Source organism: Paenibacillus sp. FSL R7-0333 (assembly GCF_038000365.1).
GTDB classification, from domain to species: Bacteria; Bacillota; Bacilli; order Paenibacillales; family Paenibacillaceae; genus Paenibacillus_AQ; species Paenibacillus_AQ silagei.
This window is the reverse complement of sequence record NZ_JBBOBZ010000001.1, coordinates 592,365-617,814: the sequence shown is the minus strand read 5'-3', so window position 1 is coordinate 617,814 and position 25,450 is coordinate 592,365. Positions and strand designations below refer to the sequence as shown.

Genomic DNA, 25,450 nt, shown 5'->3' with positions numbered 1-25,450 from the left:
ATTACTCGGCTTGTAACACCTTCGCGAACTTCTCCACCACCACGAAGCCCTGCATCGCATCATCCCCGGAGACATAATGGGCTCCGCTGCGCAGCCAGGCGTGGGCAATCATTTGTCCCTGCTTATCGCGGGCGACCCCCATATAGAGGGTGCTCTCAATGCCCCGCTTCTCCAGCATCTTCAGGGCGGCTACCGCCCGGACCATACAGGTGCTTTTCCAGGGAGTATAGCGGCTCATCACCCGGATTGCCTTGGTAATCTGCTGGATGCGGCGAAGATCGGAAGGCTTGGATACTGCGGGAGTCTCCAGGGATTTCACCCCAAGCTGCGGGGCTGTCCGGGCAAAGGGGAACAACAGCTGGATTCGGACCAGCATCAGCCGCCATAATGTCTCGGGAAGCAGCGCAAGCAACGCCTTGTCATGCACCAGCAGGAGACGGAGCCGCCGGAGGGTCATCATGGGCCGCTAACGATGGAGACCAGATCCTCATTCAGCAGATTCTGTACAAAATCAATCACATCCTGCTGTGCCACCTCTGCTGGCACCTCAAAGATCTCCTGAATCTTCCCGGCAATCTGCCGAATCGATACCGGTGAAGCCAATGCTTCCCAGATCTCACCGCCGACTTCGCCGAGGTTGTAGTATTTGCCGTTCTTCACATTCAGCATGACCTTCTCGCCGTCCATATCACTTGCGATATTGCCTTCCCGTTGAACCAGTACCGAATCCGGCGACAGCACTTTTGTAGTATTTATATTCATAGATTCATCTCCTTCACCTTGGGCATAATCGTCTCCATAATCATTTCCGTCTGCTGCGGTGCACTGAAGCCCTGCTCAGGGCGGGTCAGCCGGTACATCGGCAGCCGGTTCACGAACGAGGCCAGCAGCCCGAAGTGCCATTCTCTGACACCCATAGGGTCGACCAGCGCTTTTTGATAGGTATGATTGTATAAGGTATGAAGCCGGTCCAAGCCGCTTATCGTCTCTACGGCCACCGGTCCGTCCTGCACCACAGACAGTTCAAATATGCCGGCCAGCGGCAGCGGCTCACTCTGGAACCGGTCATGCACCGGTACGGCGAACTTGGTCTCCCGCTGAAACAGCGGACGGTACGCAGACGAATTCATTCCCAAGTAGTCCAGGCTCTGCTGCCACAGCTTCTGCTGCGGATAACCTGGAACAGCTAATGGATGTCCATTATGCACCAACACGGGAATAACGTCGTCACTGACCAGGAGATGTCCCTGATCCATCAGATAGGAGGCAAGCGTGGATTTACCCGCACCTGAACGCCCCACCAGCGCATAGGCCTTATTGTCCAGCACAAGCGAGCTGCCGTGCAGGGCCAGTATGCCTTTTTGCATCAATACTACACCCATACAGCTACCCAGAATGAACAAGCGGATGCTATCCGGATCTGCGCCTGCTGCCGGAGAGACTGTAATCGTACTGCCGTTCTGTATGGAAAAAATAGCGGTGCCCTTCACCATGAACATCACTTCATGCGCTGCGATGCCCAGATTCGGCGTAATCTTCGGTATCACTTCCCATCGCTCCGCCAGACGGCCTTCAACTACCGACAGGCTCCCTATCCTTCCAGGATGATCTGTACGGGGAAGTTCTGGTAGCGCGAACTCACTGAGGATTTGCAGGCCAAAAGCCTTATAACCGGGGCATTGCACTGTGCCAGCCATACTGCTCACTCCATCTCAGTCAATTTCACCCGTTGTCTTGCGGATGACAAGTGGAAACATTACTTCGGATAAAGGGATAGCCCTGATCCCCCTCCAGCAAGCTAAGAGGGATTAGGGCTGAGCGGTAACGCAGGAAGACTAGGAGTGACTAACGATTTCATCTGGATCGGCTTGGAACGCATCGGCAATGGATACCCCCGGGCCAGCCATCGTCATTTTCACATCCAACACTTCCAATGCAGGCTTGCTGTATTCCTTTTTCATCTTGTCACCCCCTTTCAAGAAACGTCCTTCAGGAGAGCCGCTTCAAAAAGCGGTAAAACACCAGTCCTCTTGTAAGAAGGCGGAAATCCGTGTTAAAGATTAATAATGGTTCGGGCTCACTACCCAGCCGGTCCAAGCATCCGGCGAGCCCGGGACGATTCAGATAAGAAGAAGTACGGGGGTCTTGCAGCATCTCCCTCAGCTCCTGCTGGAACCTCTGCCACTCGGGCAGCATACGTGTAATGCCATCCGCCCCCTGGATACCGCGCCGGGTCTGGTTAAGCCTGACCTTATCCGGCAGCCGCCCTTCCATCGCCCGGCGGATGAGCGAGCGGTCCATTCCGTTCTGAACGTATTGCTCCTCAGGCACCGACATACAGAAGTTGATGACACGCAGGTCATTCGTCGCATCCCGGTCCCATACCCTGTACTTCAGCGACAGCTTGGTAGCCGCCGTTCCATTCACATTCCAGACATGCGGCTGGCGGAAATGCTCTCTGCGGATATCGTACACAGTCTGGGAGGCAGGCGACTGGTCCAGCTCCTTCAGCCGCTCCTGCACCCCTGTCCGCCGGGCAAACTCAGGATGGATCAGCTCGGGCGCAGCCTCCTGCTTCCCGGCCATCAGCTGGCCCAGAGCGGGAAATATCTTGCGCCCGGCTATTTTCAGCATTCTTTTGCGGCTTACTCCCATCGAATGGCTGTACAGCTTATTCTCCCGGTAAAAGCGGAACCAGCGGAATTCACGCAGCAGCTTCGCCTGGTAATCCAGCGCCGGTCCCCAGGAGATACTCCAGTTGCCCCGCTGTCCGCTGAGCAGCACACCGGCATTCTTCAGTCCGGCTTGTTCATATATGCCCCTCAGCCAATAAGAATTCTCTATGAATTTGTAGGGCATCTCCATAATATCGAGCCATTCGTCGATTTCGCCATAAGAGCTTCGGTCAGGAAAATTGTAAAAGCTAGGCTCAATGTTCCCGACATAGTCGATGGTCTCCTGAATATATGGACGCTCATCGGTCACCCGCTGGCCCAGCTTGAACCCTGTAAAGTGATCCAAAGGATACGAGCTGAAGGTGTGGAGCGGCTTGCCCGTACGGCGAAGCTCCTGTGCCGCAAAGCTCACCACCGCCCCTGAGTCCAGCCCGCCGCTTAAGTTCGCACCAGCTTCAAGGTGGGTACGCAGCCGGTCCCGGACTGCACGCCCGAACACCTCACGGAACGCTTCCTCATACTCGCCATTGCTGCGCAGCCGGAGTGGAGACGGAGTCCGGAAGGTGTAATACCTGGAGAATGTAATCCCCTTCGGGCTTACTGTCATTGAATGCGCCGGGGGCAGCTGCTCCACACCCTGATAGACCGTGGAGAACATATCCGCGACATCCATCCGGCCCTGGCCCGCCAGATATTCCGAGATCCAGCCTTCATGCAGCGCGTGCTCTCCATCCATTAGCGTAAGCAATGGATGAATCACGGTACAGAAGGAGAACTGTCTGCCTGAACGGTGGAAGTACAGCGTCCGGCTCCCCGAGAAATCCCTCGCTCCAAACAGCGTCTGCCTGCCGGCATCCCAGATCATGAAGGCAAAATCTCCGACCAGATGCACCGGAGCCTGATCTCCCCATTTCTCATAGGCCAGAAGAATCAGCAGGCTGTCCGGCATCGACTCCCGATCCTCCCGGACAACCTGAAGTTGTCCGAAGAGCTCGCTGCGGTTATCAATAATGGCATCAGCTACGATCGCCAGCCTCCGCTGCGGATCATAATAAGGAAGCACCTCGCCCCGGGACTGAGGGGTAATCCACTGTGCGTGGCACCCGAGGAACAGCCCATCCGCACTCCAGCCCCGGGCATCATCCGCCGGATAACGCTGCAGCTCCTGCATCAGGCGCGGGCCGAGCTCCGGGTCCAGCGGCCCATGCTGCATAGAATAGATCCCGGCGATTGCACTCATGGGTTACCTCCAGCTGTCTATAATTTCGCTACCGTTTCAGTACTAGGTTCATTACAACAGGTTCTTAATAGTGAACACTTCTTATTACCTAAGATAACGTTCTTGCCATTAAATGTGAATAGTACCAGAGAGTACTTTTAGGTATCCTTTAGCGTATTGACTTTAGTTAAAATCTATGGTATTAAAACCCTGAAATATGACCTATGGTATATAATGGCTTATACTGTAGAGGCAACAAATATATGATACGGAGTGATAAGCCTTGCAAGAATTGAAGTTTGTCAGAGATTACAAAGACATAGCGCCGCTTCGGAACAGCTTTTTCGAGCTGGCAAAAGACACGTTCGAGCTGGAGCTGGAACGCTGGTATGGAGAGGGCTGCTGGACGGATAAGTATGTTCCATATTCTTACGCGGAGGGAAACCGGATCGTGGCGAATGTCTCGGTGAATCTCATAGAGCTAACCATTAATGGAGTGAAGTCCCCTGCTGTGCAGATCGGGACGGTGATGACTCATCCTGACTATAGAGGGCGGGGCCTGTCTGCCCGGTTGATGGACAAGGTGCTGGAGGAGTATGGACGAGCGTGTGAATTCATGTATCTTTTTGCCAATGAGTCAGTCTTGGAGTTCTATCCAAAGTTCGGCTTCCATCCTGTTGAAGAACAGATTTTCTCCATGGCCTGCCCCGGGGGTGCTGCCAGATCTGCGGCAATCCGCAAGCTGGATCTTGCCGACCCGCGTGATCTGAGTCTGGTCTCTACCCTTGGAGCGCAGCGGGTACCGGTATCTGAGCGTTTTGGCGTCAGCGGTGCCCATGGACTATTAATGTTCTACTGCCTGAACGTATTCAGCGACCAACTCTATTACCTGGAGGACGAGAATCTCATTGCCATCTGCCAGCAGGAGAATGGGCAGCTTGAGCTCTTCGATCTGATCAGCGCACAGCCCGTCTCCTGCCGCGACATCGCCCTGAAGCTTGCGGACAGCGATACGGAGACGATCGTCTTCCACTTCACCCCGGATGACCCTGGCCGGGAATTGTCAGGCAGCAGCCATTCAGAGGGCCTTTTCGTCCGCACTCAGGGCGGGCAGCAATATCCTGCGAACGTTAAGCATCCGGCTACTTCCATCGCCTAGGCGTACGCTACACTTTTACCTTTGTAATATGGTCACAGCGTCATGAACTGCCCCTGCCGGGCCAAGTACACTTCCTTCTCCTTATAGTCCGGCATAATACTTCCCAAGCGCCGCCAGAAGGAACGGTCATGATTCATATGCAGCAGATGACACAGCTCATGAATGATGACATAGTCAATCACTTCGGGCGGCGCCATGGCCAGGCGGTAATTGAACGTCAGCTTGCCGTCAAAGCTGCAGCTCCCCCACTTGGTCCGCGACTCCACAATCTCCACACTCTTCGGCTTCACTCTGAGCTGCGTCTGGTAGGGCTTGATGCGCTCTGCGATGATTTTCTTCAGACTGGCCGTATAGAATTTCTTCAGCGCAAGCTTCAGCTCCTCCGCATCCGCCTGCCGTTCTCCAATCAACTCATGCAGCGCATATTCCTTCCCCAAGTACAAGAAGGCTTCTTCGTCGCCCTCATAAGCCTTAACCCTCGGCACCTGCCGGGCTGCCGCATTGCTGCGCAGCTTCTCCAGAATCTTCGGGCCTAGACTTGCTACCGCACCGAGGATCGCCTCTTCACTCGTTCCCTTGGGCGCCTTAACGGTAATGAGGTCCGAGCCTTCCACCGTTACGGATAGCTTCTTGCGCTTGGCATACTGGACATGTAACGTAACCATCTGATCTTCTAGTTGAATCTGCATAGCCACCATCGTTTCTGTAATTTCTATTACACACTAATATACCGGATAACCGGATACAAACACCGCCAGATACAGCAGACCCCCCGCTATAAATAGCGTAGTGAGCAGGATATCTTTCCACTTCTTATCCTCCGTCAACAGCACAGCCGCGAACGCCAGCGGAAACGCAACAGCGAAATAACGCGGAGCAGACAGCAGCCAAGTCGGGGCCACTACATAGACGAAATAGGCGATCACGTACGCCATGTAGGCGGGATTAAGCTTCTTCGTACTGCGGAGCATCATGAAGAGAACCAGGAAGATCGCGCACAAATTCGGCAGCCACAGCCCTAAGAACGACCGGTAATCGGCATCCTTGAAGGTATTCACCGCATATTCCATCTGATATCTCGCAGTATCGAAAAAGAAGTAGAACCGCTGCGACCAGTGCTCCCGCTGATAAATACTGAACTGGAACGCGTTGCCCGTCACATTGTAATTGATGTAGAGATAAGCCAGCAGACCGAACGAGACGCTCACCAGGGAGAGAACAGCCAAGATCAGCTTATTCGTAAAAGCCTTCCGGTCCATTGACCTGTAGCCAGCGGCCAGCTCCCGGGCAAATTCCACGGCAATCGGCACGGCCAACAGAATCCCCGGGGAACGGGTGAATCCGGCCAGCGCTGCACAGAGGCAGCCCAGCAGCCATCGCTTTTTGCGCACAAAATACAGTGCCATCAGGGAGAGCAGCAGGAACAGCGCCTCTGTCATGGGAAGGAAGAAAAAGAAGGCCGACGGGAAGATGAAGATGTACTTCACTACCCGCAGGGCATTCCTGCGCCCCATATCCAGCCGGGCCAGTTCATAAGCGAACAACGCCGCTGCAAGCGTGCAGAGATTGGCTACGGCAAATCCTGCAGCCATATAATTGCCTGTGAAGAACTGCGCCAGCTTGATCATAACGGGGAAGAACGGCAGAAATACAATATGAAATCTGGGATCTCCTTCCGTCACATACCACCGCTCGGCAATGCCCAGATAAGACATCGCATCAATTCCGCGGATATGCCACATCTCAATGAAGCGGGAGAACAGGCTGCCGGAGCCTCCCTCCCGAAGCACCCAGAATACATAAGCCGCAAGGATTAGCAGCACCCGGCTAGCGATCACCCACAGCACAATCTTCCACCAGATCCGCTGCCGTTCCTCCGGGGAGTCGTCCGTATTCACCGTCCGCAGTGCGCTTGGGCTATTGATGTACCCGGTTATAGCGGGGATGGCCCGCAGGCCCGTCCAGATAAACAGGGCCAGACAGAGCAGGGAAGCCAAGGCCCCCGCCAGGGTCCAGGTATGTACCGACACTGCCCATACCCAGACAGCTATTATCATAACAAGGATAAAGAGCGCTGAAATTGCTGTATTGACCTTTTTCACCATAGCCTCCGGTTCCGCAACCTTTGCGTTTGCGTTGTCTTTTTCTCATTTTCTTATAGAAATGCCTGTAGCACAATGATTAGTTTGAAGCGGAATTACAAAATAACCCCACAAAGTGGGGCTTTAGCGTAGGTGATGACTCAGGTACTTTGCGGGGCGCCCCAAAATCAAAAAAAGGAACACTGCGTAAGATTCAGCAGTGTTCCTCTTCGGTACAGCATAGGGTAATGCTTGATCAGGATTTCGGAAGCAACGGGAAATGACAGGCTACCGGACGGCCCGGCAGGACCTCTTCCAGCAGCGGCTCCGCTAAGCGGCATTTGTCCTGGACGAACGGACAGCGGGTATGGAACCGGCAGCCGGAGGGCGGATTGGCCGGGGAGGGCACATCTCCCTCCAGCATAATGCGCTCCTGCTTACGCCTTGGTGTCGGCTTGGGAATGGCCGAGAGCAGGGCGGCAGTATACGGATGCAGAGGGGCCGCGAACAGTTCCTCCGTCTCTCCCACCTCCACCAGTTTGCCCAGGTACATGACCCCCACACGGTCAGAGATATGACGGACTACGTTCAAACCATGCGCAATGAACAGGAAGGTTAGGCCCAGCTCCTTCTGCAGCTTCATTAGCAGGTTAATGACCTGGGATTGCACCGACACATCAAGTGCGGACACGGCCTCATCGGCCACAATAAACTGCGGATTCAGTGCAATCGCCCGGGCGATGCCAATGCGCTGGCGTTGTCCGCCGGAGAATTCATGCGGATAGCGGTTCCGGCGGCTGGCATCCAGACCCACCAGCTCCATCAGCTCAACCACCCGGGCATCGATCTCCTTGCCGGACATGTTCCAGTGAATACGCAGCGGCTCGCCGATAATATCCTTGACGAGGAAGCGCGGATTCAGCGACCCGAACGGGTCCTGGAAAATAATCTGCATCTCTTCCCGCAGCTTCCGCATGTCACGCGAACCCAGCGAATGGATATCCTGGCCCTTGAATAGCACCTGCCCCCCGGTCGCACTTTGCAGCCGGAGCAGTACCCGTCCGAAGGTGGATTTGCCGCAGCCGGATTCCCCGACCAGCCCGAACGTCTCGCCTTGGCGGATCGCCAGATTGACCCCATCCACCGCCTTGACCTGCCCGACGGTCCGGTTAAGCAGACCCTTGGTGATCGGAAAATACTTCTTAATATCCTTAACCTCCACCAGTACTTCTGAGGAGGCAGCTACCTTACGATCTGGCTTGGCCAATGTCTTGTTCATCATGCGCGCTTCGCCTCCCCGCTGGTATACGCTGAAACCGGCTTATCCTTGAACAGCCAGCAGGCGGCCCGGTGATCATCAGAGATCAGGAAATCCGGCGGCTCCTGGCTCCGGCAGATCTCCATCGCATGCGGACAGCGCGGATGGAAGCGGCAGCCCGCAGGCAGCTGTCCTATCGGCGGGATCGTTCCGCTGATCGTATAGAGCTCGCCTCCCCGTCCGCCTTCGAACCCCGGAATCGACTGGAGCAGACCTATCGTATAAGGATGACTGGGATGGTCGAAGATCTCTTCCACACCGCCTTCTTCCACGATAGCGCCCGCATACATGACAGCAATGCGGTCCGCCATCTCAGCGGCAACTCCCATGTCGTGGGTAATCAGCAGGATGGACATGCCAAGCTCCGACTGAAGCTTGCGCAGCAGATCCAGAATCTGCGCTTGGACCGTAACATCAAGTGCGGTGGTCGGCTCATCGGCAATCAGCAGCTCGGGGTTACAGGCCAGCGCAATCGCAATGACTACGCGCTGGCACATCCCGCCAGACAGCTCATGCGGGTACTGCTTCGCACGGATCTCCGGTGCCGGTATGCCCACCAATCTAATCAGATCGACCGCCAGCTTCAGCGCTTCTGCATCCTTCTTATTCTGATGCAGCCGCAGACTCTCCGCAATCTGTTCCCCTATGGTGAAGACCGGATTCAGCGAAGACATCGGGTCCTGGAAGATCATCGCGATCTGGTTGCCGCGAATCTCCCGCATCTCCTCCTGGCTTTTCGCCCCCAGATCCTGTCCATGGAAGTCAATCTGTCCATCCAGGATCATACCGCCCGCATAATCGATCAGGCGCATGATCGCCAGCGAGGTGACACTTTTGCCGCTGCCGGATTCGCCTACAATACAGACTGTCTGACCTTTATTCACCGTAAGGGAGATGCCGTCGGTTGCTTTGAGCAGTCCCTTCTCTGTCGCAAAGCCGGCAGTTAGTTTCCGGATTTCGAGTAGTTTTTGCGCCATTGTTCCAGCCTCCTCCGGGATTTGGTCACTTGCTGTCTGGGATCAAGGGCATCCCGGATGCCGTCGCCGATGAAGTTAACCGCCAGCACGACGAGCAGAATGCACAGACCCGGATACACGGCTTGCATCGGATCAATCAGCATGAATTCCTGTGCACTGCTGAGCATCAGTCCCCAGCTTGTGGCCGGAGCCTGGATACCAAGACCCAGATAGGACAGTGCAGATTCACTGAGAATCGCTCCGCCGACCATCAAGGTGGCATTGACAATGATCGGGAAGCTCGCGTTGCGGAGCAAATGCCGGAAGATGATCCCCCAGCTGGATACCCCGATGGCTCTGGCCGCCTCCACATACTGCATCTCCCGCAGTTGCAGGAAGGTTCCCCGGACCAGCCGGGCAATACTCATCCAGCTGGTGAACGCCAGAATCAGGATCATGAATTTAATCTGTGTTCCGAAAAGCGCCATCACCAGGATATTCAGGAACAGGGATGGGACGGAGTTCATGACATCAACAATACGCATGAATACCGTATCTATGAATCCGCCGAAGTAACCCGAAATCGCCCCGACCACCGATCCGACCAGCACGGATACAAAAGCAACGGAGAAACCGATAAGCAGCGATATCCTCGCGCTGTACAGCAGTCTGCTGAGAATATCGCGGCCCAGCTCATCTGTACCGAGGAGATGGCCCTCCGCTCCCGGCTTCAGGTTGGCGAACATCAGATCAATCTTCTCCGGTCCATACGGGGTCAGCCGCGATGCGAAGATTGCCAACAGCACAAAGATAAACAGCACGATCAACCCGCCCATAGCAAACGGATTGCGCGAGAACTTCTTCCACAGCACTCTCCACGGGCCGGGAGGTCTGTCCATATCCACCACCGGAATTTCCGGGTCGGTCCCGCCCGGCATCGGACTCATATCCGGCGTTCCCAGCGGCTTGGAGACCTTCCCTTTGATAAGCTCAGTATTGTCTGTACTCATGCTGCCTTCCCCCCTTGCTTACCGAGCTTCACCCGGGGATCAACGACTACATACAGTATATCTGCCAGAAGATTGCCAATGACGACCATCACAGCCGTTACAATAGTGACAGCCATCAGTGCCGAATATTCACGTGCAGTGGCCATCTCTACGAACCAACGGCCCATTCCCGGCCAGTTGAATACATTCTCAGTTAATGCGGCCCCGCCCACCAGGATCGGAAGATCAAGGCCTAGTATCGTAATAATTGGAATTAGTGCATTGCGCAGGGCATGGCGGAAGACGACCTTCCGTTCCTTGACACCTTTGGCCCGTGCCGTCCGGATATAATCCTGATCCAGCACCTCCAGCATACTGGCCCGCGCATACTTCATATAAGAAGCCAGGAAACCAAGTGCCAGTACGGTTACCGGCAGCACCAGATGCATGAATAAATCAGCGATACTGTCTTCCTTGCCTCTTGTATGCATATCCGACAATGGGAACCAGTCCAGCTTGAGCGACAGCCACTGCTGCAATAGAATCCCGAACCAGAAGGTCGGCATGGCGAAGCCCAGATAAGAAATGAACGAAGCCGTCTGATCCGATAAACCATAGACTTTGGTACTATTATAGATTCCCCAAGGGATTGCGATCAGCAGGGATACCAGCCAAGCCGCGCCCATCAGGATTATGGTATTGCCGATACGCGGCCAGAGCAGATCCGAGATCGCAATATGGTTCTTGAAGGTATACCCCAGATCTCCTTGCAGCAGGTCGCCGATCCAGTGGAAATACTGGATATGAATCGGCTGATCCAGACCCAGGTTCTTGGCTTGCTGCTCGAAGATTTCCGGTGTCAGGCCCGGCGCGAGCATCACTTGTGTAGGGCCGCCCGGAGCTGCATGGATCAGAAGAAAGGTCAGTATGGTAATCAGAAAGATGACCAATACCGATTGAAGCACTCGGCGTATCAGATATTCTGTCATAGGCTATCCTCCTAGAGATGGTAAGGCGAAAGCTTGCGGCGGCCCCTCCCATTGATACAAAAGGGGGAGGTGAAAGAGCACGCTCCTTCACCTCCCGCAAGTCTATTCAGTTAGTCGGTACGTTACTCGGTTACCCACCATTTGATAGCGTGGAAGAACTGTCCGTAGCCCAGTGACGGCTCAGGAGCATCCTCCTCTGCCCAGTGCACTCTAGGTCCTGTTCCGATCGCCTGACCATACTGATACAGGAATACATAAGGAAGGTCGGTCGAGATTTCCTTACCTACTTCTTTGTAAATTTCTTTGCGCTTAGCCTGATCTACCGTAGAATATCCGTCTACCCACAGCTTATCCAGCTTCTCATTCTTATACCAGCCGCTGTTCTGTCCGGCAGGCGGGAAGTACTTGGAGGAGAAGATGCTCTCTGCATCCGGGTCTGGTGTATTCAGGGACCATGCCAGCAGCAGGGCCTGATATTTACCCGGCGTTACGTTCTGGTCAATCCATGCAGCGAAGTCGATCGCCTTAGGCTTCACCTCAATGCCGACATCCTTCAGGTTCTGCTGGATAACAGCGGCTACCTGTTCACGACGGCTGTTGCCGGCATTATACTGCAGCTCGAAGGAGAAGCGGTGGCCGTCTTTGACCAGAATGCCGTCCTTGGCATCCGCAACCCAGCCGTCTTCAGCCAGGAGCTTCTTGGCCGTTTCAGCATTGTAATCATAGTTCACAGCAGCATCACCCGGGTCAGCCCACGTATCCGGCAGGAACGGCGCATTCATCAGCGCGCCTACGCCCTTCAGGATATTATCCACCATTCCTTGACGGTTCAAGGCATGGGCAATCGCCTGTCTGGTCTTCTGTCCCTGGAACAGGCCGTAGCCATCCGGGAAGTTCTTGCCGTCAAAGTTGAAGTTAACATATTCGTACTGCGCGCCCGGCTTCTGGATGATATCGATTTTCCCGTCAGCCTTAACCGCTTCAACCTGAGTTACCGGAATCGCACTGATATGGTCAGTGTCACCCTTCATAATCGCCTGTACCTCAGTGTTCTGGTCGGCGTAGATCTTGTAGATAACCTGAGCGATATGAGGCTTCACGGTTCCCCAGTAGTTCGGATCAGCATCCAGGGTATGGCTCTCGCCCTGCTTCCAGGCTGTCCACTTCCACGGTCCGTTTGTAACCGTCTTGGCCGGATCAGTACCATAGGCATTCTTCTGCATTTCCGCAGGCTTCACATCCTTCAGGACATGGGCTGGAACAATCTCCTGGACCAGCGCATACAGGAACGGCGCATAGACTTGGGACATTGTGATCTTGACGGTGTGGTCATCCACCTTCTCAACGCTCTTCACCTTGTCAAAGGCACTGGTCAACGGTGAACCTGTCTCAGGATTCTTGGCCGTTTCGATGGTGTACACTACATCATCTGCAATAACCGGCTGGCCGTCACTCCATTTGGCGGTATCCTTCAGCTTCACGGTATAGGTTAAGCCATCTTCAGAGATCTCCGGCAACGCGGCAGCCAGCGACCAATCCTCTGCCTGTACATTACCTTCACGATCGAGATTGTACAGCTTGGCGAAGACGAACTGGGCAACATCGCCCGACGAGGTGTCATTAATCATAAGAGGGTTAATATTAACAATATCGGAGAATGTACTTGTAACGAGCGTTCCGCCGTCGACCGGTGCGTCAGCCGCAGGTGCTTCCGTAGCATCAGGCGTCGCACTCTCTGCCGGTGCTGTAGTGGCTGCAGGCGCATTTGTTGAAGAACCCGCAGTGTTATTCGTACTGCAACCTGTAAATAGAACCCCTACCAACGATAAGACTAGTAAACCTGACCACCATTTTCTCTTTTTCGCCATTCCTTTACTCCTCCTTAGTTAAGTGCTTGTACCTGCTCTTCAAAGCTTCTCGGGAGACTGGGATGCTCCGGATCGTTATCCGTCTAAGACCACTAATGACCGCCTACGCATTACATGTGACATAACATCACACCTAATATATATTGTAGAAATGCGTTGAATAGACCGCGGGTCAATTAAGGTCAGGGATAACATTCCCGGCGGGAAGCCTCACAACTTCCCTCATAAATTATGGTTTATATTACATGTGAATATATCTTACGTCAATATATTTATTTACCGCTGTACAATCTTACTTTTTTGCTCCCGAAACATTTACTTCCAACGTATCTTGAAATAACTGTAAAAATACCTTTTACCCATTATTATAATGAGTTTAATCGGGTTAGTTTTAATGACACTTTCTTATCATTTTCGCGATTTTCCGACACTGTTCGTCATATTTTCGTATGTTTCAGCGCTAATTCCCCAGCCATCGGTTCCTTTTCAGGCACAAAAAAGAAGGATAACGGCTCCGGGCTCCCTCTGCCCTCGGCTCATTATCCTTCCTTGTATGCTGATGCTTTTTTTATTTTTTTGACAAAATCGTGACTGAACTACTCTACCGACTTCAGCGCTTCAATCATATGAATCCGCTTGAGCTTGATGTGCATGAAAGCCATTACGATGCCTGAGAATAGTATGGTCAGCAAGGCTGCATAGATGTAGCTCTGCCACTTGATGAGCGGAGCGAACATGGTGGCATCCAGCTCGGCAGTCGACAGGACGAACCGGTGCAGAATCACCCCCAGGGCACTGCCGGACAAGATACCGAGCAAGGTCAGCAGAATATTTTCCCGGTAAATATACAGAGTGACTTCCTTATCATAGAAGCCGAGCACCTTAATCGTAGACAATTCGCGGACCCGCTCAGACACATTGATATTAGTCAGGTTGTACAGGACCACGAAGGCCAGCGCGGCAGCAGAGACAATCAGCACCACAATGACGATATCCATACTGTCCATAGTTTCCTCGAAGGCTTCTCCCACACCGCTGGAAAAGCTGACCAAGGCCACCTGTCCATTCGCAGTCAGCTTCTCCCCGAAGGCACTCTCCCACTCCTTATCCTTGCCGCTGTAATTCAACAATTGAGTATTATAGACCGGCTCCTTGCCGAACACCTCTGTGTAGTAAGCCGGAGTCATGTATACATAATGCAGCACATAGTTCTCGGTGACCGCCGCTACCTTGATCTGGAATGGCTCATTGTTGCTGTCCAGAAGCGTCAACGTGCCCCCGGGTGCCACATCATACAGCTTGGCCAGCTTCTCTGTAATGACCGCGCCCTCGTCGCTCAGTACACGCGGCTTACCGGTGCTGCGGTCCTTAAGATTAACGAAAGACGCCAGTGCGGTTGTATCCGAGGGAACAAAGATCCGCACTTCCTGGTCGTTCACGCCTTTGGCCCGGGCGGTCATAGCCTCCTGCAGCACATTCAGCGTGCCTGTCACCGCAGTCTCCTGTTGAATCAGCTTCTTATAGGAAGCCTGATCTGTGGCGGCTGCATTGTCGTGCAGGGCGACCAGGGCGCTGTATTTCATAATGCCGCCGAACTGCCGCTCGGCGATGCTGCCGATGGAATCCTTCAGTCCAAAGCCGGTCAGAATCAGCGCGGTACAGCCTGCCACCCCGATAACGGTCATGAACATCCGCTGCTTGTAGCGGAAGAGGTTGCGGGCCGTCACCTTTTGCACGAAGCTGAGCCGGGTCCACAGGAACTTGAAGCGCTCCAGCAGAATCCGCTGCCCGCTCTTCGGTGCCTTGGGCCGCATCAACACAGACGCGTTGCTCCGCAGCTCCACCCGTGAAGCGATCATCGCCGTCATCGTTGTACAGACCAGCGCCACGACTATGGAAATAACGGCGTATGAAGGGTAGAAGCTCTTGATCACATCCGGCAGGTTATAGAGAGAGCTGTAAGCATTATAGATCAGATCCGGGAAGAACGTGAAGCCGACCACCAGACCCGCGATGGATGCCGCTAGGCTGGCAAGTGTTCCGTACACCAGAAACTTGGTCATAATGTCCATAGCACCGTATCCGAGTGCCTTCAACGTCCCAATCTGGAGCCGCTGCTCCTCCACCATGCGGGTCATCGTGGTTAAGCTGACAAGCGCTGCAATCAGGAAAAAGAATACCGGAAAAGCCGACGCAATTGCGGACAGACGATCCGCATTATCCTTGTATTCGGCGTATCCCGGGTTCATTGTGCGATCGGCCACATATACTTTAGGCAGCTCCGGCTGGCTCTGCGCCGCTGTCTGCTGTTGTTGCTGCTGTGAGGCATCCGCTGCCTGCCGGCCCGCAGCCAGCTTGGCGGCGGCTTCCGCCTTCAGCTCCTCCAGACGCTGCGCCGGGTAATCCTTGAGCGCTTGCTCTGTCTCTGTGAGGTGGCGCTCAACCAACGTGTCATAGGCCGGAGTATAGGCCCTCTCCGCAGCCGTATCCTTGAAGCTGAGATAGGCCTCCGTATACACCGGAAGTGTGAAATCCCCTTCCGGGATGACGGCGAACGCATCGGCAGTCCCTTTGCCGATCCGGCTCGTTCCACGGTTCGCGGTCTCAATATATTGTGGGCTCTGCGCGAAGCCTACTACAGTATAGGTCTTGATCCGAAAGCTCTGTTCTGGCGTCTCCCCGGCCTCCCCGCCTAAGGTGATGGAATCGCCGAGCTTAAATTTTTCCTGTTCGCGCAGGTGTTCATCCAGCATAATCTCTCCAGAGGCTGCCGGGAGATGCCCGGCGGTGAGCTTGTAGCCGTTCAGTTCATTATTGTCCGCATACGAATAGACCTTGGCAATCAGCCCGCTGTCGCCAAGAAAGACATCGGAGCTGTATACAGGCTGAACCGTCTGCACCCCGGGTATCCCCCGAAGCTGCTCAATCCCTTGCTCCGACAGGCCGTAAGTGGACTGGACCCGCAGATCCATCAGCCGCAGATCCTTATAATACGTCGCTGCGGTGTCCAGCATATCCGGCCCGGCCGACTTGATCCCGGAGAAGAAGCTGACCCCCAGCATAATAATTGCAAAGATCGAGAGGAACCTCGCCTTGGTTCGGCCGATCTCCCGAAAAACATCCTTCCATAGTGCCCGTTTCTTCATCATTCCCGGCTCCTTACCATTCGATATCTTCCACGGATACCGGCGCTGGATTCTTCACCATTTTCCGTACCTTGGCGTTGTTGATCTCAATGACCCGGTCGGCCATTGGAGCAATCGCTAGGTTATGCGTAATTACAATCACCGTTGTGCCGGTGTCGCGGCAGGTATCCTGCAGCAGCTTAAGCACCTGCTTGCCGGTATTGTAATCGAGCGCACCGGTCGGCTCATCACAGAGCAGCAGCTTCGGCTGCTTCGCCAGCGCTCTGGCGATAGCCACGCGCTGCTGCTCCCCGCCCGAGAGCTGGGCCGGGAAGTTATTCAGCCGCGCGCCAAGGCCCACATCCTCCAGCACCTTCCGGGCATCGAGGGCCCGGGGCGAGATCTGCGAAGCCAGCTCGACATTCTCCAGGGTGGTCAGATTAGGGACCAGATTATAGAACTGAAACACGAAACCCACGTCATTACGGCGGTAGCCGGTCAATTCCTTGGCGCTATAACGTGCGATGTCAGTACCGTCCACAATGACCTGGCCTTCGTCGGCGGAATCCATCCCGCCCAGTATGTTAAGCACCGTTGACTTTCCCGCCCCGCTGGGCCCTACAATTACAGCAAATTCACCCTTCTCGATCTCGAACTCAATGCCGTCGTTGGCAACAATCAGGGTCTCCCCCATCTTATAGCGCTTATATTCGCCCTTCACCGTTACGAATGCCATGCCGTCTCCTCCTGTCTTCTCCACAAACCGCTAATGCACCAGAACTGGCAGATACGATTTCAATTCAATGACTCAAGTGTAGCACATGAACCCCCTATGATGGCAAAAGTGGGAGCCGGAAGCCCCGCCTCTGCTAAATCCAGGTGATACAAGTGGAAACGGCATTACCGTCCTTGTAAAGGACGGTAACGTTTCGGCGAGAAATAGAAGGATAATGTATAGCGTGAAACATATACATTCTTATATTTCAGACTGCTGCAAGTATTCCCCTCACAGCAAAAAACCTCCTGACGGAGGTTCCTGCTCAAGCGTGTTGTTACTCATTCTTATTTATGGGGTCGGCATTCCGCCGTTGGCATTCAGGGTCTCACCGCTGACATAGCTTGATTCCTGGCTGGCCAGGAACACATAGGCCGGAGCCATCTCAGCTGGTTGGCCGGGGCGTCCCAGCGGGGTCTTAGCTCCGAAGTCCTTCAGGACTTCCTCCGGCTGTCCCCCGCTGATCTGAAGCGGAGTCCATACCGGTCCAGGGGCAACCACGTTCACCCGGATTCCCTTAGGGGCCACCTGCTGGGCAAAAGCTTTGCTGAAGGTATTAATGGCACTCTTCGTGGTGGCATAGTCCAGCAGAATCTCTGAAGGCTCATAGGCCTGAATCGATGAGGTATTAATAATTGTACTCCCAGGCTTCATATGCTTCACCGCTGCCTTGCAGAGCCAGAACAGCGAGTAGACATTCGTCTTGAAGGTAGCATCGAACTGTTCTGTAGTCAGGTCGGCGATGTCCTTCACGAACTGCTGCTTGCCGGCAATGTTAGCCAGGATATCAATTCCGCCCAGCTCCTCTACGGCCTTGGCAATCAGCTGCTCGCAGTACTTCTCGTCCTTCAGATCGCCCGGCAGGGCCACCGCCTTGCGTCCGGCTTCCTCGATGAGCTTAACGACTTCCTTCGCATCAGCTTCTTCCTCCGGCAGATAGGCCAGCACCACATCGGCGCCTTCACGGGCATAAGCAATCGCTACCGCCCGCCCGATTCCGCTGTCCGCTCCCGTAATGACGGCCTTCCGTCCGGTGAGCTTCCCGCTGCCCTTGTAGGTGCCCGCTCCGTCATCGGGACGCGGGTGCATTTTCGTCTCTAAGCCCGGACTGGGCTGCTGCTGCTCGAATTCAGGCGTAGCCTTTTCATATTGCTGCACAGGATCTTGAATCTTATATTGATTACTCATGATAATATTCCTCCTCTGTTCGCTTCTGATTGTGTAGGCTTCTGACTCTTTCTATGTAACCAGCTTCCCTTTTTCTTAAACGAATTATGTATGAGCGCTATAACAAAACAATAGCCCCCTGCCAAAGAGCAAGGGGCCATAACTATAACATCAACGAATCAGAACTCTTCGTACACGGCCGGGTCCTGGTCCCACAGCGGTCCGGTGGACGGGAGCTCAGAAATCACCTTCATCTCAGCCTCCGACAGCTCGAAGCCGAAAATCTCCAGATTCTCCCGCTGATGCTCCTCCGACGCCGATCTTGGAATCGGAACCGCCCCCAGCTGCACATGCCAGCGCAGAACAATCTGTGAGACCGATTTGTCATGGGCTGCGGCGATAGCAATCAGCTGTTCATTCTTCAGCAGCTCCGTGCCGCGTCCCAGCGGGCTCCAGGATTCTGTGACGATTCCGTGCTGCTCATGATATGCGCGCTGCTCCGCCTGTTGATAGAAGGGATGCAGTTCAATCTGGTTCATAGCCGGTACCACCCCCGTTTCCTTGATCAGGCGGTCCAGATGCTCCGGCAAAAAGTTGCTGACGCCGATCGAACGGATCAGCCCTTTTGCCCGCGCATCGATCAGTGCCTGCCACGCCTCCACATACAGGTTCACCTTGGGATTCGGCCAGTGGATCAGATACAGGTCATAATAATCGAGTCCGGCCCGGTACAGCGATTCTTGAACAGTCTCGACCGCTTCATCATACTTGTGATGGCGTCCGGGCAGCTTGGATGTAATGAACAGCTGTTCTCTGGGTACCCCGCTCTGCCGTACCGCTTCCCCGACAACGCCTTCATTCTCATAGTTGAATGCCGAATCAATCAGACGATACCCCAAATCCAGGGCAGTCCTCAGATTCTGCACGCCCTTTGTACCTTTGATCCAGGCCGTTCCGTAGCCAATCGCAGGCACCTTCATTCCATCGTTCAGCAGTACTTCCGGAATATGATTCGTCATGTTCATGCGCCTCCTGTATTTAGATAGTAACAGCCCCAGCCGGAATCTTAACCAGCACCTGATACTGCTTACCCGGTTTCAGTTCCTTCAGAACACCATCTTTCACAAGCTGTCCGTCCAGATACACTTCGATTGCCGCTACGCCGGACTCACGCTTCATCTCAATCTGCAGCTCAGCGCCTCTGAAGCTGCGCTTCACGGTGGCCTCCTGCCAGCCGGAAGGAAGCTGCGGCTTCACCTGCAGCCCTTCCCGGTTCCCTTGCAGCCCGAACAATCCGTCGATCAGACAGCGGTATACCCAGGGAACGGTTCCGGTATTGAACAGATGGCTGGAGCGTCCGGCAGTCTGCGGGAATTGCTTATACGCGCCCCGGTAATAATTAGGAATGAACACCGGGAGCTGGCCCCGCCGGATGATATCCTCGATATCGGGCCCGGGGAGCATTTTGCGCAGCAGACGGTACGCGTGATCCTGCTCACCTACTGCATACAAGCCATAGATATAGAAGGCTGCGGCATGGTTATAGACAGCGCCGTTCTCGGCTGTCCCCGGATGCTTCTGGGTGACCCGGCCCACATCCTCGCGCATGGCGGTATAGGACGGGGCGAGCTTTTCCACTCCATACGGGGTCTCCAGCTGTTCATGGACCGACTTCATCAGCTTCGCCCGCTTCTCCTCATCGGCCGCACCGCTGAGCAGCGCCCAGCCCTGGGGATTAATGAAGATCCGGCCTTCCTTGTCGCTGCTGATTCCGAACACTACATTGTCATCAGTAATTCCCCGCGCATACCACTCGCCATCCCAGAAGTATCGATTGACGAGCGCATTGGTCTCCTCCGCCGCATGACGGAAGGTCTTGGCGATATCCGTACGGCCGCTCTGCTCACAAATATCCGCCCAGACCATACACGCATACGCGGTAGCGATGGTCAGCCAGCCGGACACGCCTTGCCCCCGGTACCCTACCATATTCATCGGGTCGCACCAGTCCCCCTGATTGATATAGTTCAGGCCGCGCTCGTCCCGCTCATGCAGCAGCCACTGCACCGCCCGGTCGATATGCTCATGCACAGGTCCTGTCTCCAGGCCGCCCGCATACGATACTTCCTCATCCAGAATGCTGTATTCATCGGTCTCATCCAGATAGGTACTGAGGCAAATCGGCAGCCAGACACAATGGTCGGTATGCGGAACCTGATTGATATATTTCAGTTCAGCCGCTTCATGCAAAATAATGCCGTCCGGCATCGCTCCGCTGGCCTCCTGCTGGCTTAAGGCCGTCAGGAACGCTTCTCTTGCCGTCTGCGGCTTAAGATAGCTCATCCCCATATTATCCTGCAGATAATTCCGGGTCTGCGGGTCGGTGGTCAGGCGGTTGGTCTGCCCGTGATAGTACATCTGCCGGGGCAGCCAGTGGTTGACCAGATTGTCGAGGTCCGCATCCGGGGTGGAGATCTCAATGCTCCCTCTGCCTTCCGCAATGTACTGCGCATATTCCCGCTCGGCGCGCACGAATCCGTCCTCGCCCGCCGCATTGGTATCCAGGAACAGCTTCCGGCGGATCTCCGCAATCTCCTGCTCACTACGGGCCGGGCCGAAGATGAAGCGGTATTCACGCTCTTCCCCTGCAGCCAGATCCAGACTGTATTGCAGGGCGGCAACCGGGGTCTCATAACGGGCTTCGCCTTGCGCCAGCCGTTCGCTCTTAAGCGCTGACGGCGAGCCGATTCCGCCTTCGCCCTCGAAGGCTTCCTGATTCACTTCCCAGGAGGCCGGGGCATGGTCGGCCAGCAGGAAGGTTTTGTCTTTTAGATGCTTGATTTTGGCATAATCCTGATATTTCTGATAAGGTGTGACCGCTGTAGCCACGATTCCCTGCAAAGCTTCCTTATACTCGCCGGATTGATTCATCCATGACATGTAGCCGATGGTGAAGTAGGGATAGATGCTGATCTTGCGGGGAGCCGCAGACAGATTGGTCACCTTCACCCGCCACAGCTCCATCGGGTCATCCTTTGGCAGGCTTAGCGTCATCTCTATCGCGATTCCGTTCTTCTCGATGGTCCATACAATATTATGTTTACCCACCGCAAAAGTGTAATGATCCGGAGGGGTGCGGACAGGCTCATAAGGGGCAGAGAACACCTCTCCGTTCTCCTCATCCTTGACATAGACGAAGCGGCCGGGGTGATGGGCATAATAAGGCTGCTCCGGCTGCATGAACGTCTTGGCCTCCAGATTCGGCGCATAGGAGTACTTGGCCGGCTCCGGCTGCATGAACTGGGCTACCGCATATCCCCGGCAGTTCATATGAATCATCATCTGCTCATTCCACAGGAACCCCGAAGCCTTAGGGAGAATGGTGGGACTGGACAGCTCATAATATTCGTTATCTTCAGATGCTCTGATCATTCTCTTGCCTCTCTTTCCAGAATAAATATCCATCATTCTAGTAACCTTTATTCAAGAATACGCTCTCATAGGTTTGGGGGCAAGTCTACCGGAAGAGTTTCAATTTCATCGATTTGGTTTTTATAGTAGAATATACCCAATTAACTACAGCTAAATGAGAGGTGCATCCTATGAAGCAATCATACATAGCCAGACTTGAATTATTCGTAACCAACGCCCAGCAGATTAAACAGGAATTCCCTTGGCAAAATGCCTCCGTGAACCGGCTGGCCGCCTTGCTCTACGCCGTGGAAGACAAGATGGCCAATGTGGAAGCGATCCGCCTGTACCATGAGATGGTCAAGGATAACACCCGGGGCTTCTCGTCCTTCCGGGGAACCTCAGCCATCTGTATTGCTGCGCTGCTCTCCCTGTCTCCCCAGCCGCAGCAGCAGCTTGCAAATACGCTGGCTGTATATGACTTGCTCAAGGAACGCAAATTCCGGGCCTCCGACTACCTGGTCATTGCCGCCTATCAGATTGCCGCCCATACTCCGTACGATCAATATGCCGCAGCCATAGACCGCACCCAGGCGTTCTACGAGGGGATGCGCTCGAAGCACCGTTTCCTGACCGGACAGGACGACTATATCTTCGCTGCCATGCTCGGCCTCTCCGATATCCCTGTAGAGCAAGGGCTGGAGCAGCTGGAACAGCTATATGTTACGCTCAAGCCCGAGTTCTTCTCCGGCAACAGTGTCCAGGCGCTGACACAGGTCCTGGTTCTGGGCGGCGAGGATCTCACAAGCCGGGTGCTAAGCCTGCGTGAGGCGTTCCGGGCACAGGATATCCGGCTGGATAAGGAGTATACACTTTCTTCACTTGGCATCCTGTCCCTGATCCCCTATGAGCAGCAGCAGCTGGTAAGCGATGTCTCGGACACCTATGAGTTCCTCCGTCCGCAGAAGGGCTTCGGCGGCTGGTCGATCAACAAGCAGGAGCTGCTCCTGCTGTCTGCCGCACTCGTCTCCTATCAATATGTCGATGATGTCAGAAACGGCATCATTGAATCCACGCTGTCTACCAGCCTGACCAACATCATCATTGCCCAGCAGACAGCGATTGCTGTAGCTGCGGCCTCTGCGGCGGCGGCAGCTTCGTCTTAAGGGTTGACATGCAAAAGGCTACCGGAGCGTAGTTTGCTTCGGAAGCCTTTTTATTAACGATACATTTGGACATACCACATCTTGAAGCCATGCCGCTCATAAAATCCGATACTTCGTTTCCAATCCAAATTAGAGGAACCTACGAGTGCATGAGCTACACCGTGTAGCTCAGCTTCACTTATGATTTTGTCCACCAACTGATGACCTGCTCCATCTGCCCTGTACTCTGGATGGACGTATACTTCATAAATCTCTAGAAATAAAGCGTTATTAGGGAATACCGAATACTGGGATGTTTGAATGGCTCCATGAGTATATCCAATGACCCGTCCATGCTTCTCGGCAATCCAGAAATAATCCCCTATACGCTGAGCAATCTTGTCAGTGTTCGATGCTGGATAAGCGAAAGTAACCGCTTCTTTTGCCCACATCTCAGATAATTCAGCTACCTGAGGAACATCCTCCATGGTACATTTCCTTATCGTTACCATCATTCACCCTCCAGTGATTAATACTACAGCAATCCATATGCTTCTTATGCTTATCAATTCATTATGTTAATGGTGGTGTATATTCGTCAAAAAGGAACAAATCCCCTCCCCTCTCTAAGTTTCAAACTTTATCCTGGTAGCATGCGTCCTCAATAGTTGGATTTCCGGCACTTGTTGATGAGCCATTTCCAGGGTGACGGAAGTTAGTTGGATTTATGACACTTAATTCTGCCCTATTTGCGATGTTACCTGTATTCGGCTGGAGTAGGTGTATAATTTCCAACTAAACTTCCCCAAACAACGATTTTTCTATAATCAGATGACGTTTATCCACTTATTTATTATGTTCAGTTACTACAGCCACTCCACTGTTTGATTCATACACCCCGGTTACAGGCGGCCTCCTAACGCTCAAATTAAAGAGCATGTCCCGGACTTGCCGGAGACATGCTCTGTTCGTTATAAGAAGCCTACACTTCCTCCCCATCCCCGGGCATCCGGCGTCTGCCAATCCCAAACGCATAGTACCCCGCAACAACAATAGCCAGGAAGGACGCGCCGACGATCAGCGACAGATGGGTATCCGGGTTGAACCACATGCCGATGATGACCAGCGACAGGAAGATAATAATAATGTAGTTGCTGACCGGGAAAAAGCGGGACTTGAACGGATGGGCGGCCATCTCGCCTCCCCACCGCTCCCTGAATCTGAACTGGCTGAAGGCCAAGGCGAACCACGGGATCATTCCCGGAAGCACGCTGGCACTGTAAATATAGAGAAACAGCTTGGAGTCCGGTATCAGATAGTTGAACAGTACTCCAACCAGCAGCAGGGAGATCGTTGTAATAATACTGTTGCGGGGCACTCCGCTGGCAGAGACTCTGCCGAAGAACTTCGGAGCCTGTCCGTTCTGGGCCAGCGTGTAGAGCATTCTGCCCGCGCTGTAGATTCCGCTGTTGCAGCCCGACATGGCCGCTGTAAGCACCACGAAGTTGATAATGCCTGCCGCAGCGACAATCCCCACCTTGGCGAAGGTCAACACGAACGGACTGCCGATCTCGCCGATTTCATTCCACGGATAAATGGTCACAATGATGAAGATGGCCCCCACGTAGAAAATCAGAATGCGCCAGATGATATTCTTTATCGCTTTGCGCAGCGTTTGCTTCGGATTCTCCGCTTCCCCGGCCGTAATCCCCACTAGCTCAATCCCCTGATAGGCCGCCGTGACAATGCAGAGCGCGAACAGGAAGCCCTTCAGTCCTCCGGCAAAAAAACCGCCATGGCTATACAGATTGGACAGTCCGAGCGGCTGCCCGCCATTCCCGAGACCGAAGAAAATCACTCCGGTGCCAATCACCAGCATGACCACAATGGCAACCACCTTGATCATCGCGAACCAGAATTCGAATTCTCCGTAGAGCTTCACCGCTGCCAGATTGGCTGCTGCAATGATGCCCACACCGATCAGTGCCGGAATCCACTGCGGGATATCCGGGAACCAGTACCCGACATAGATACCAATCGCCGTAACCTCCGCCATTCCGACTGTCACCCACAGGAACCAATAGCTCCAGGCGGTCAGGAAGCCGGCCAGCGGGCTGATATATTTGTGCGCAAAAGTGGCGAAAGAACCGGTCACCGGCTCCACCACCAGCATCTCCCCCATAATCCGCATCACAAAAAACATAATGATGCCTGCCAACAGATACGCAAGCAGCACGGAAGGCCCTGCCCACTTAATCGTGCTTGCCGAGCCCATGAATAATCCCACGCCAATCGTGCCGCCCAGTGCGATCAGCTCGATATGCCGCGGCTTAAGTCCTCTGGTTAACTGTTTGGATTCCAATGAAATGCTCCCCCTCATATGTACACCTGTACACCTCACACGTACTCAACGCAATCTATCTTAATATGTAAGCATCATTGTATGCTGTGATATACATTAACGCAATGCAGAATTACTCCATCAGAAAGTTTCACCATTTGTAACAATAAAATTGCCCGAAAACCTATACATTCTGAACCATAGTGTTATAATCACTTTGTTTATTCACAAG

General features: G+C 54.0%; 20 protein-coding genes and 1 pseudogene. 2 read left to right on the top strand and 19 right to left on the bottom strand.

Features of this window, described 5'->3' with window-relative positions:
- Window position 1: 1 nt before the first annotated feature.
- The 5 genes from MKY86_RS02560 to MKY86_RS02540 form a co-directional block, all read right to left on the bottom strand.
- A complete protein-coding gene (locus MKY86_RS02560; protein WP_076081938.1) occupies window positions 2-460 on the bottom strand; it encodes a lasso peptide biosynthesis B2 protein in 459 nt (152 codons plus the stop codon).
- Window positions 457-762 carry a lasso peptide biosynthesis PqqD family chaperone gene (locus tag MKY86_RS02555; RefSeq protein WP_076081939.1) on the bottom strand — a complete coding sequence of 102 codons (306 nt, stop codon included), beginning with the start codon at window positions 760-762 and terminating at the stop codon, window positions 457-459. The genes MKY86_RS02560 and MKY86_RS02555 overlap by 4 nt, the downstream gene beginning before the upstream one ends.
- Window positions 759-1,697 (bottom strand): hypothetical protein, encoded by a 939-nt coding sequence (locus tag MKY86_RS02550; RefSeq protein WP_076081940.1) that lies wholly within the window; start codon window positions 1,695-1,697, stop codon window positions 759-761. Before MKY86_RS02550 ends, MKY86_RS02555 begins: the two co-directional genes overlap by 4 nt.
- Before the next feature lie 138 nt (window positions 1,698-1,835).
- Entirely contained in the window at window positions 1,836-1,961 is a 126-nt protein-coding gene (locus MKY86_RS02545) for a paeninodin family lasso peptide (protein WP_036694602.1), read from the bottom strand.
- Between the two features lie 28 nt (window positions 1,962-1,989).
- Window positions 1,990-3,915 (bottom strand): asparagine synthase-related protein, encoded by a 1,926-nt coding sequence (locus tag MKY86_RS02540; RefSeq protein ID WP_076081941.1) that lies wholly within the window; start codon window positions 3,913-3,915, stop codon window positions 1,990-1,992.
- Window positions 3,916-4,177: 262 nt separating this feature from the next.
- On the opposite strand from MKY86_RS02540, the gene MKY86_RS02535 reads away from it, so the two are divergent.
- Window positions 4,178-5,053, top strand: a complete 876-nt coding sequence (locus MKY86_RS02535) for a GNAT family N-acetyltransferase (protein WP_076081942.1) — start codon at window positions 4,178-4,180, stop codon at window positions 5,051-5,053.
- Between the two features lie 32 nt (window positions 5,054-5,085).
- Here MKY86_RS02535 and MKY86_RS02530 read toward each other — a convergent pair whose 3' ends face one another.
- The 12 genes and pseudogenes from MKY86_RS02530 to MKY86_RS02475 form a co-directional block, all read right to left on the bottom strand.
- Entirely contained in the window at window positions 5,086-5,742 is a 657-nt protein-coding gene (locus tag MKY86_RS02530) for a M48 family metallopeptidase (protein ID WP_076081977.1), read from the bottom strand.
- A 33-nt stretch (window positions 5,743-5,775) separates the two neighbouring features.
- Window positions 5,776-7,155, bottom strand: a complete 1,380-nt coding sequence (locus MKY86_RS02525) for a hypothetical protein (protein ID WP_340825982.1) — start codon at window positions 7,153-7,155, stop codon at window positions 5,776-5,778.
- A 235-nt stretch (window positions 7,156-7,390) separates the two neighbouring features.
- Window positions 7,391-8,416, bottom strand: a complete 1,026-nt coding sequence (locus MKY86_RS02520) for an ABC transporter ATP-binding protein (RefSeq protein ID WP_076081944.1) — start codon at window positions 8,414-8,416, stop codon at window positions 7,391-7,393.
- Complete coding sequence (locus MKY86_RS02515; RefSeq protein WP_076081945.1) at window positions 8,413-9,429, bottom strand: ABC transporter ATP-binding protein; 1,017 nt, start codon at window positions 9,427-9,429, stop codon at window positions 8,413-8,415. The genes MKY86_RS02520 and MKY86_RS02515 overlap by 4 nt, the downstream gene beginning before the upstream one ends.
- Entirely contained in the window at window positions 9,396-10,355 is a 960-nt protein-coding gene (locus MKY86_RS02510) for an ABC transporter permease (protein ID WP_076081978.1), read from the bottom strand. Before MKY86_RS02510 ends, MKY86_RS02515 begins: the two co-directional genes overlap by 34 nt.
- A 59-nt stretch (window positions 10,356-10,414) precedes the next feature.
- The gene (locus tag MKY86_RS02505) at window positions 10,415-11,386 is read right to left on the bottom strand and encodes an ABC transporter permease (protein ID WP_076081946.1); all 972 of its coding nucleotides are present in this window, start codon (window positions 11,384-11,386) and stop codon (window positions 10,415-10,417) included.
- A gap of 122 nt (window positions 11,387-11,508) precedes the next feature.
- The gene (locus MKY86_RS02500) at window positions 11,509-13,254 is read right to left on the bottom strand and encodes a peptide-binding protein (protein WP_036730651.1); all 1,746 of its coding nucleotides are present in this window, start codon (window positions 13,252-13,254) and stop codon (window positions 11,509-11,511) included.
- Window positions 13,255-13,850: 596 nt separating this feature from the next.
- Window positions 13,851-16,310 (bottom strand): annotated as a pseudogene (locus MKY86_RS02495) (ABC transporter permease); the annotation flags it as partial.
- 103 nt (window positions 16,311-16,413) lie between these two features.
- On the bottom strand, window positions 16,414-17,115 hold the full coding sequence (locus MKY86_RS02490; RefSeq protein WP_036730659.1) for an ABC transporter ATP-binding protein: 702 nt from the start codon (window positions 17,113-17,115) through the stop codon (window positions 16,414-16,416).
- Between the two features lie 330 nt (window positions 17,116-17,445).
- Complete coding sequence (locus MKY86_RS02485; protein WP_036730661.1) at window positions 17,446-18,342, bottom strand: SDR family oxidoreductase; 897 nt, start codon at window positions 18,340-18,342, stop codon at window positions 17,446-17,448.
- A 158-nt stretch (window positions 18,343-18,500) separates the two neighbouring features.
- Window positions 18,501-19,340, bottom strand: coding sequence for an aldo/keto reductase (locus MKY86_RS02480; RefSeq protein WP_076081948.1), 840 nt, complete (start codon window positions 19,338-19,340; stop codon window positions 18,501-18,503).
- A 19-nt stretch (window positions 19,341-19,359) separates the two neighbouring features.
- Entirely contained in the window at window positions 19,360-21,753 is a 2,394-nt protein-coding gene (locus MKY86_RS02475; RefSeq protein WP_076081949.1) for a GH36-type glycosyl hydrolase domain-containing protein, read from the bottom strand.
- Between the two features lie 170 nt (window positions 21,754-21,923).
- Between MKY86_RS02475 and MKY86_RS02470 the strand changes: the two genes are divergently transcribed.
- On the top strand, window positions 21,924-22,898 hold the full coding sequence (locus tag MKY86_RS02470; protein ID WP_076081950.1) for a DUF4003 family protein: 975 nt from the start codon (window positions 21,924-21,926) through the stop codon (window positions 22,896-22,898).
- Between the two features lie 53 nt (window positions 22,899-22,951).
- On the opposite strand, the gene MKY86_RS02465 is transcribed toward MKY86_RS02470, so the two are convergent.
- Together MKY86_RS02465 and MKY86_RS02460 are read right to left on the bottom strand one after the other, a co-directional pair.
- Window positions 22,952-23,392, bottom strand: coding sequence for a GNAT family N-acetyltransferase (locus MKY86_RS02465; RefSeq protein WP_083685508.1), 441 nt, complete (start codon window positions 23,390-23,392; stop codon window positions 22,952-22,954).
- Window positions 23,393-23,859: 467 nt separating this feature from the next.
- Window positions 23,860-25,239 carry an amino acid permease gene (locus tag MKY86_RS02460; protein WP_076081952.1) on the bottom strand — a complete coding sequence of 460 codons (1,380 nt, stop codon included), beginning with the start codon at window positions 25,237-25,239 and terminating at the stop codon, window positions 23,860-23,862.
- Window positions 25,240-25,450: the final 211 nt, after the last annotated feature.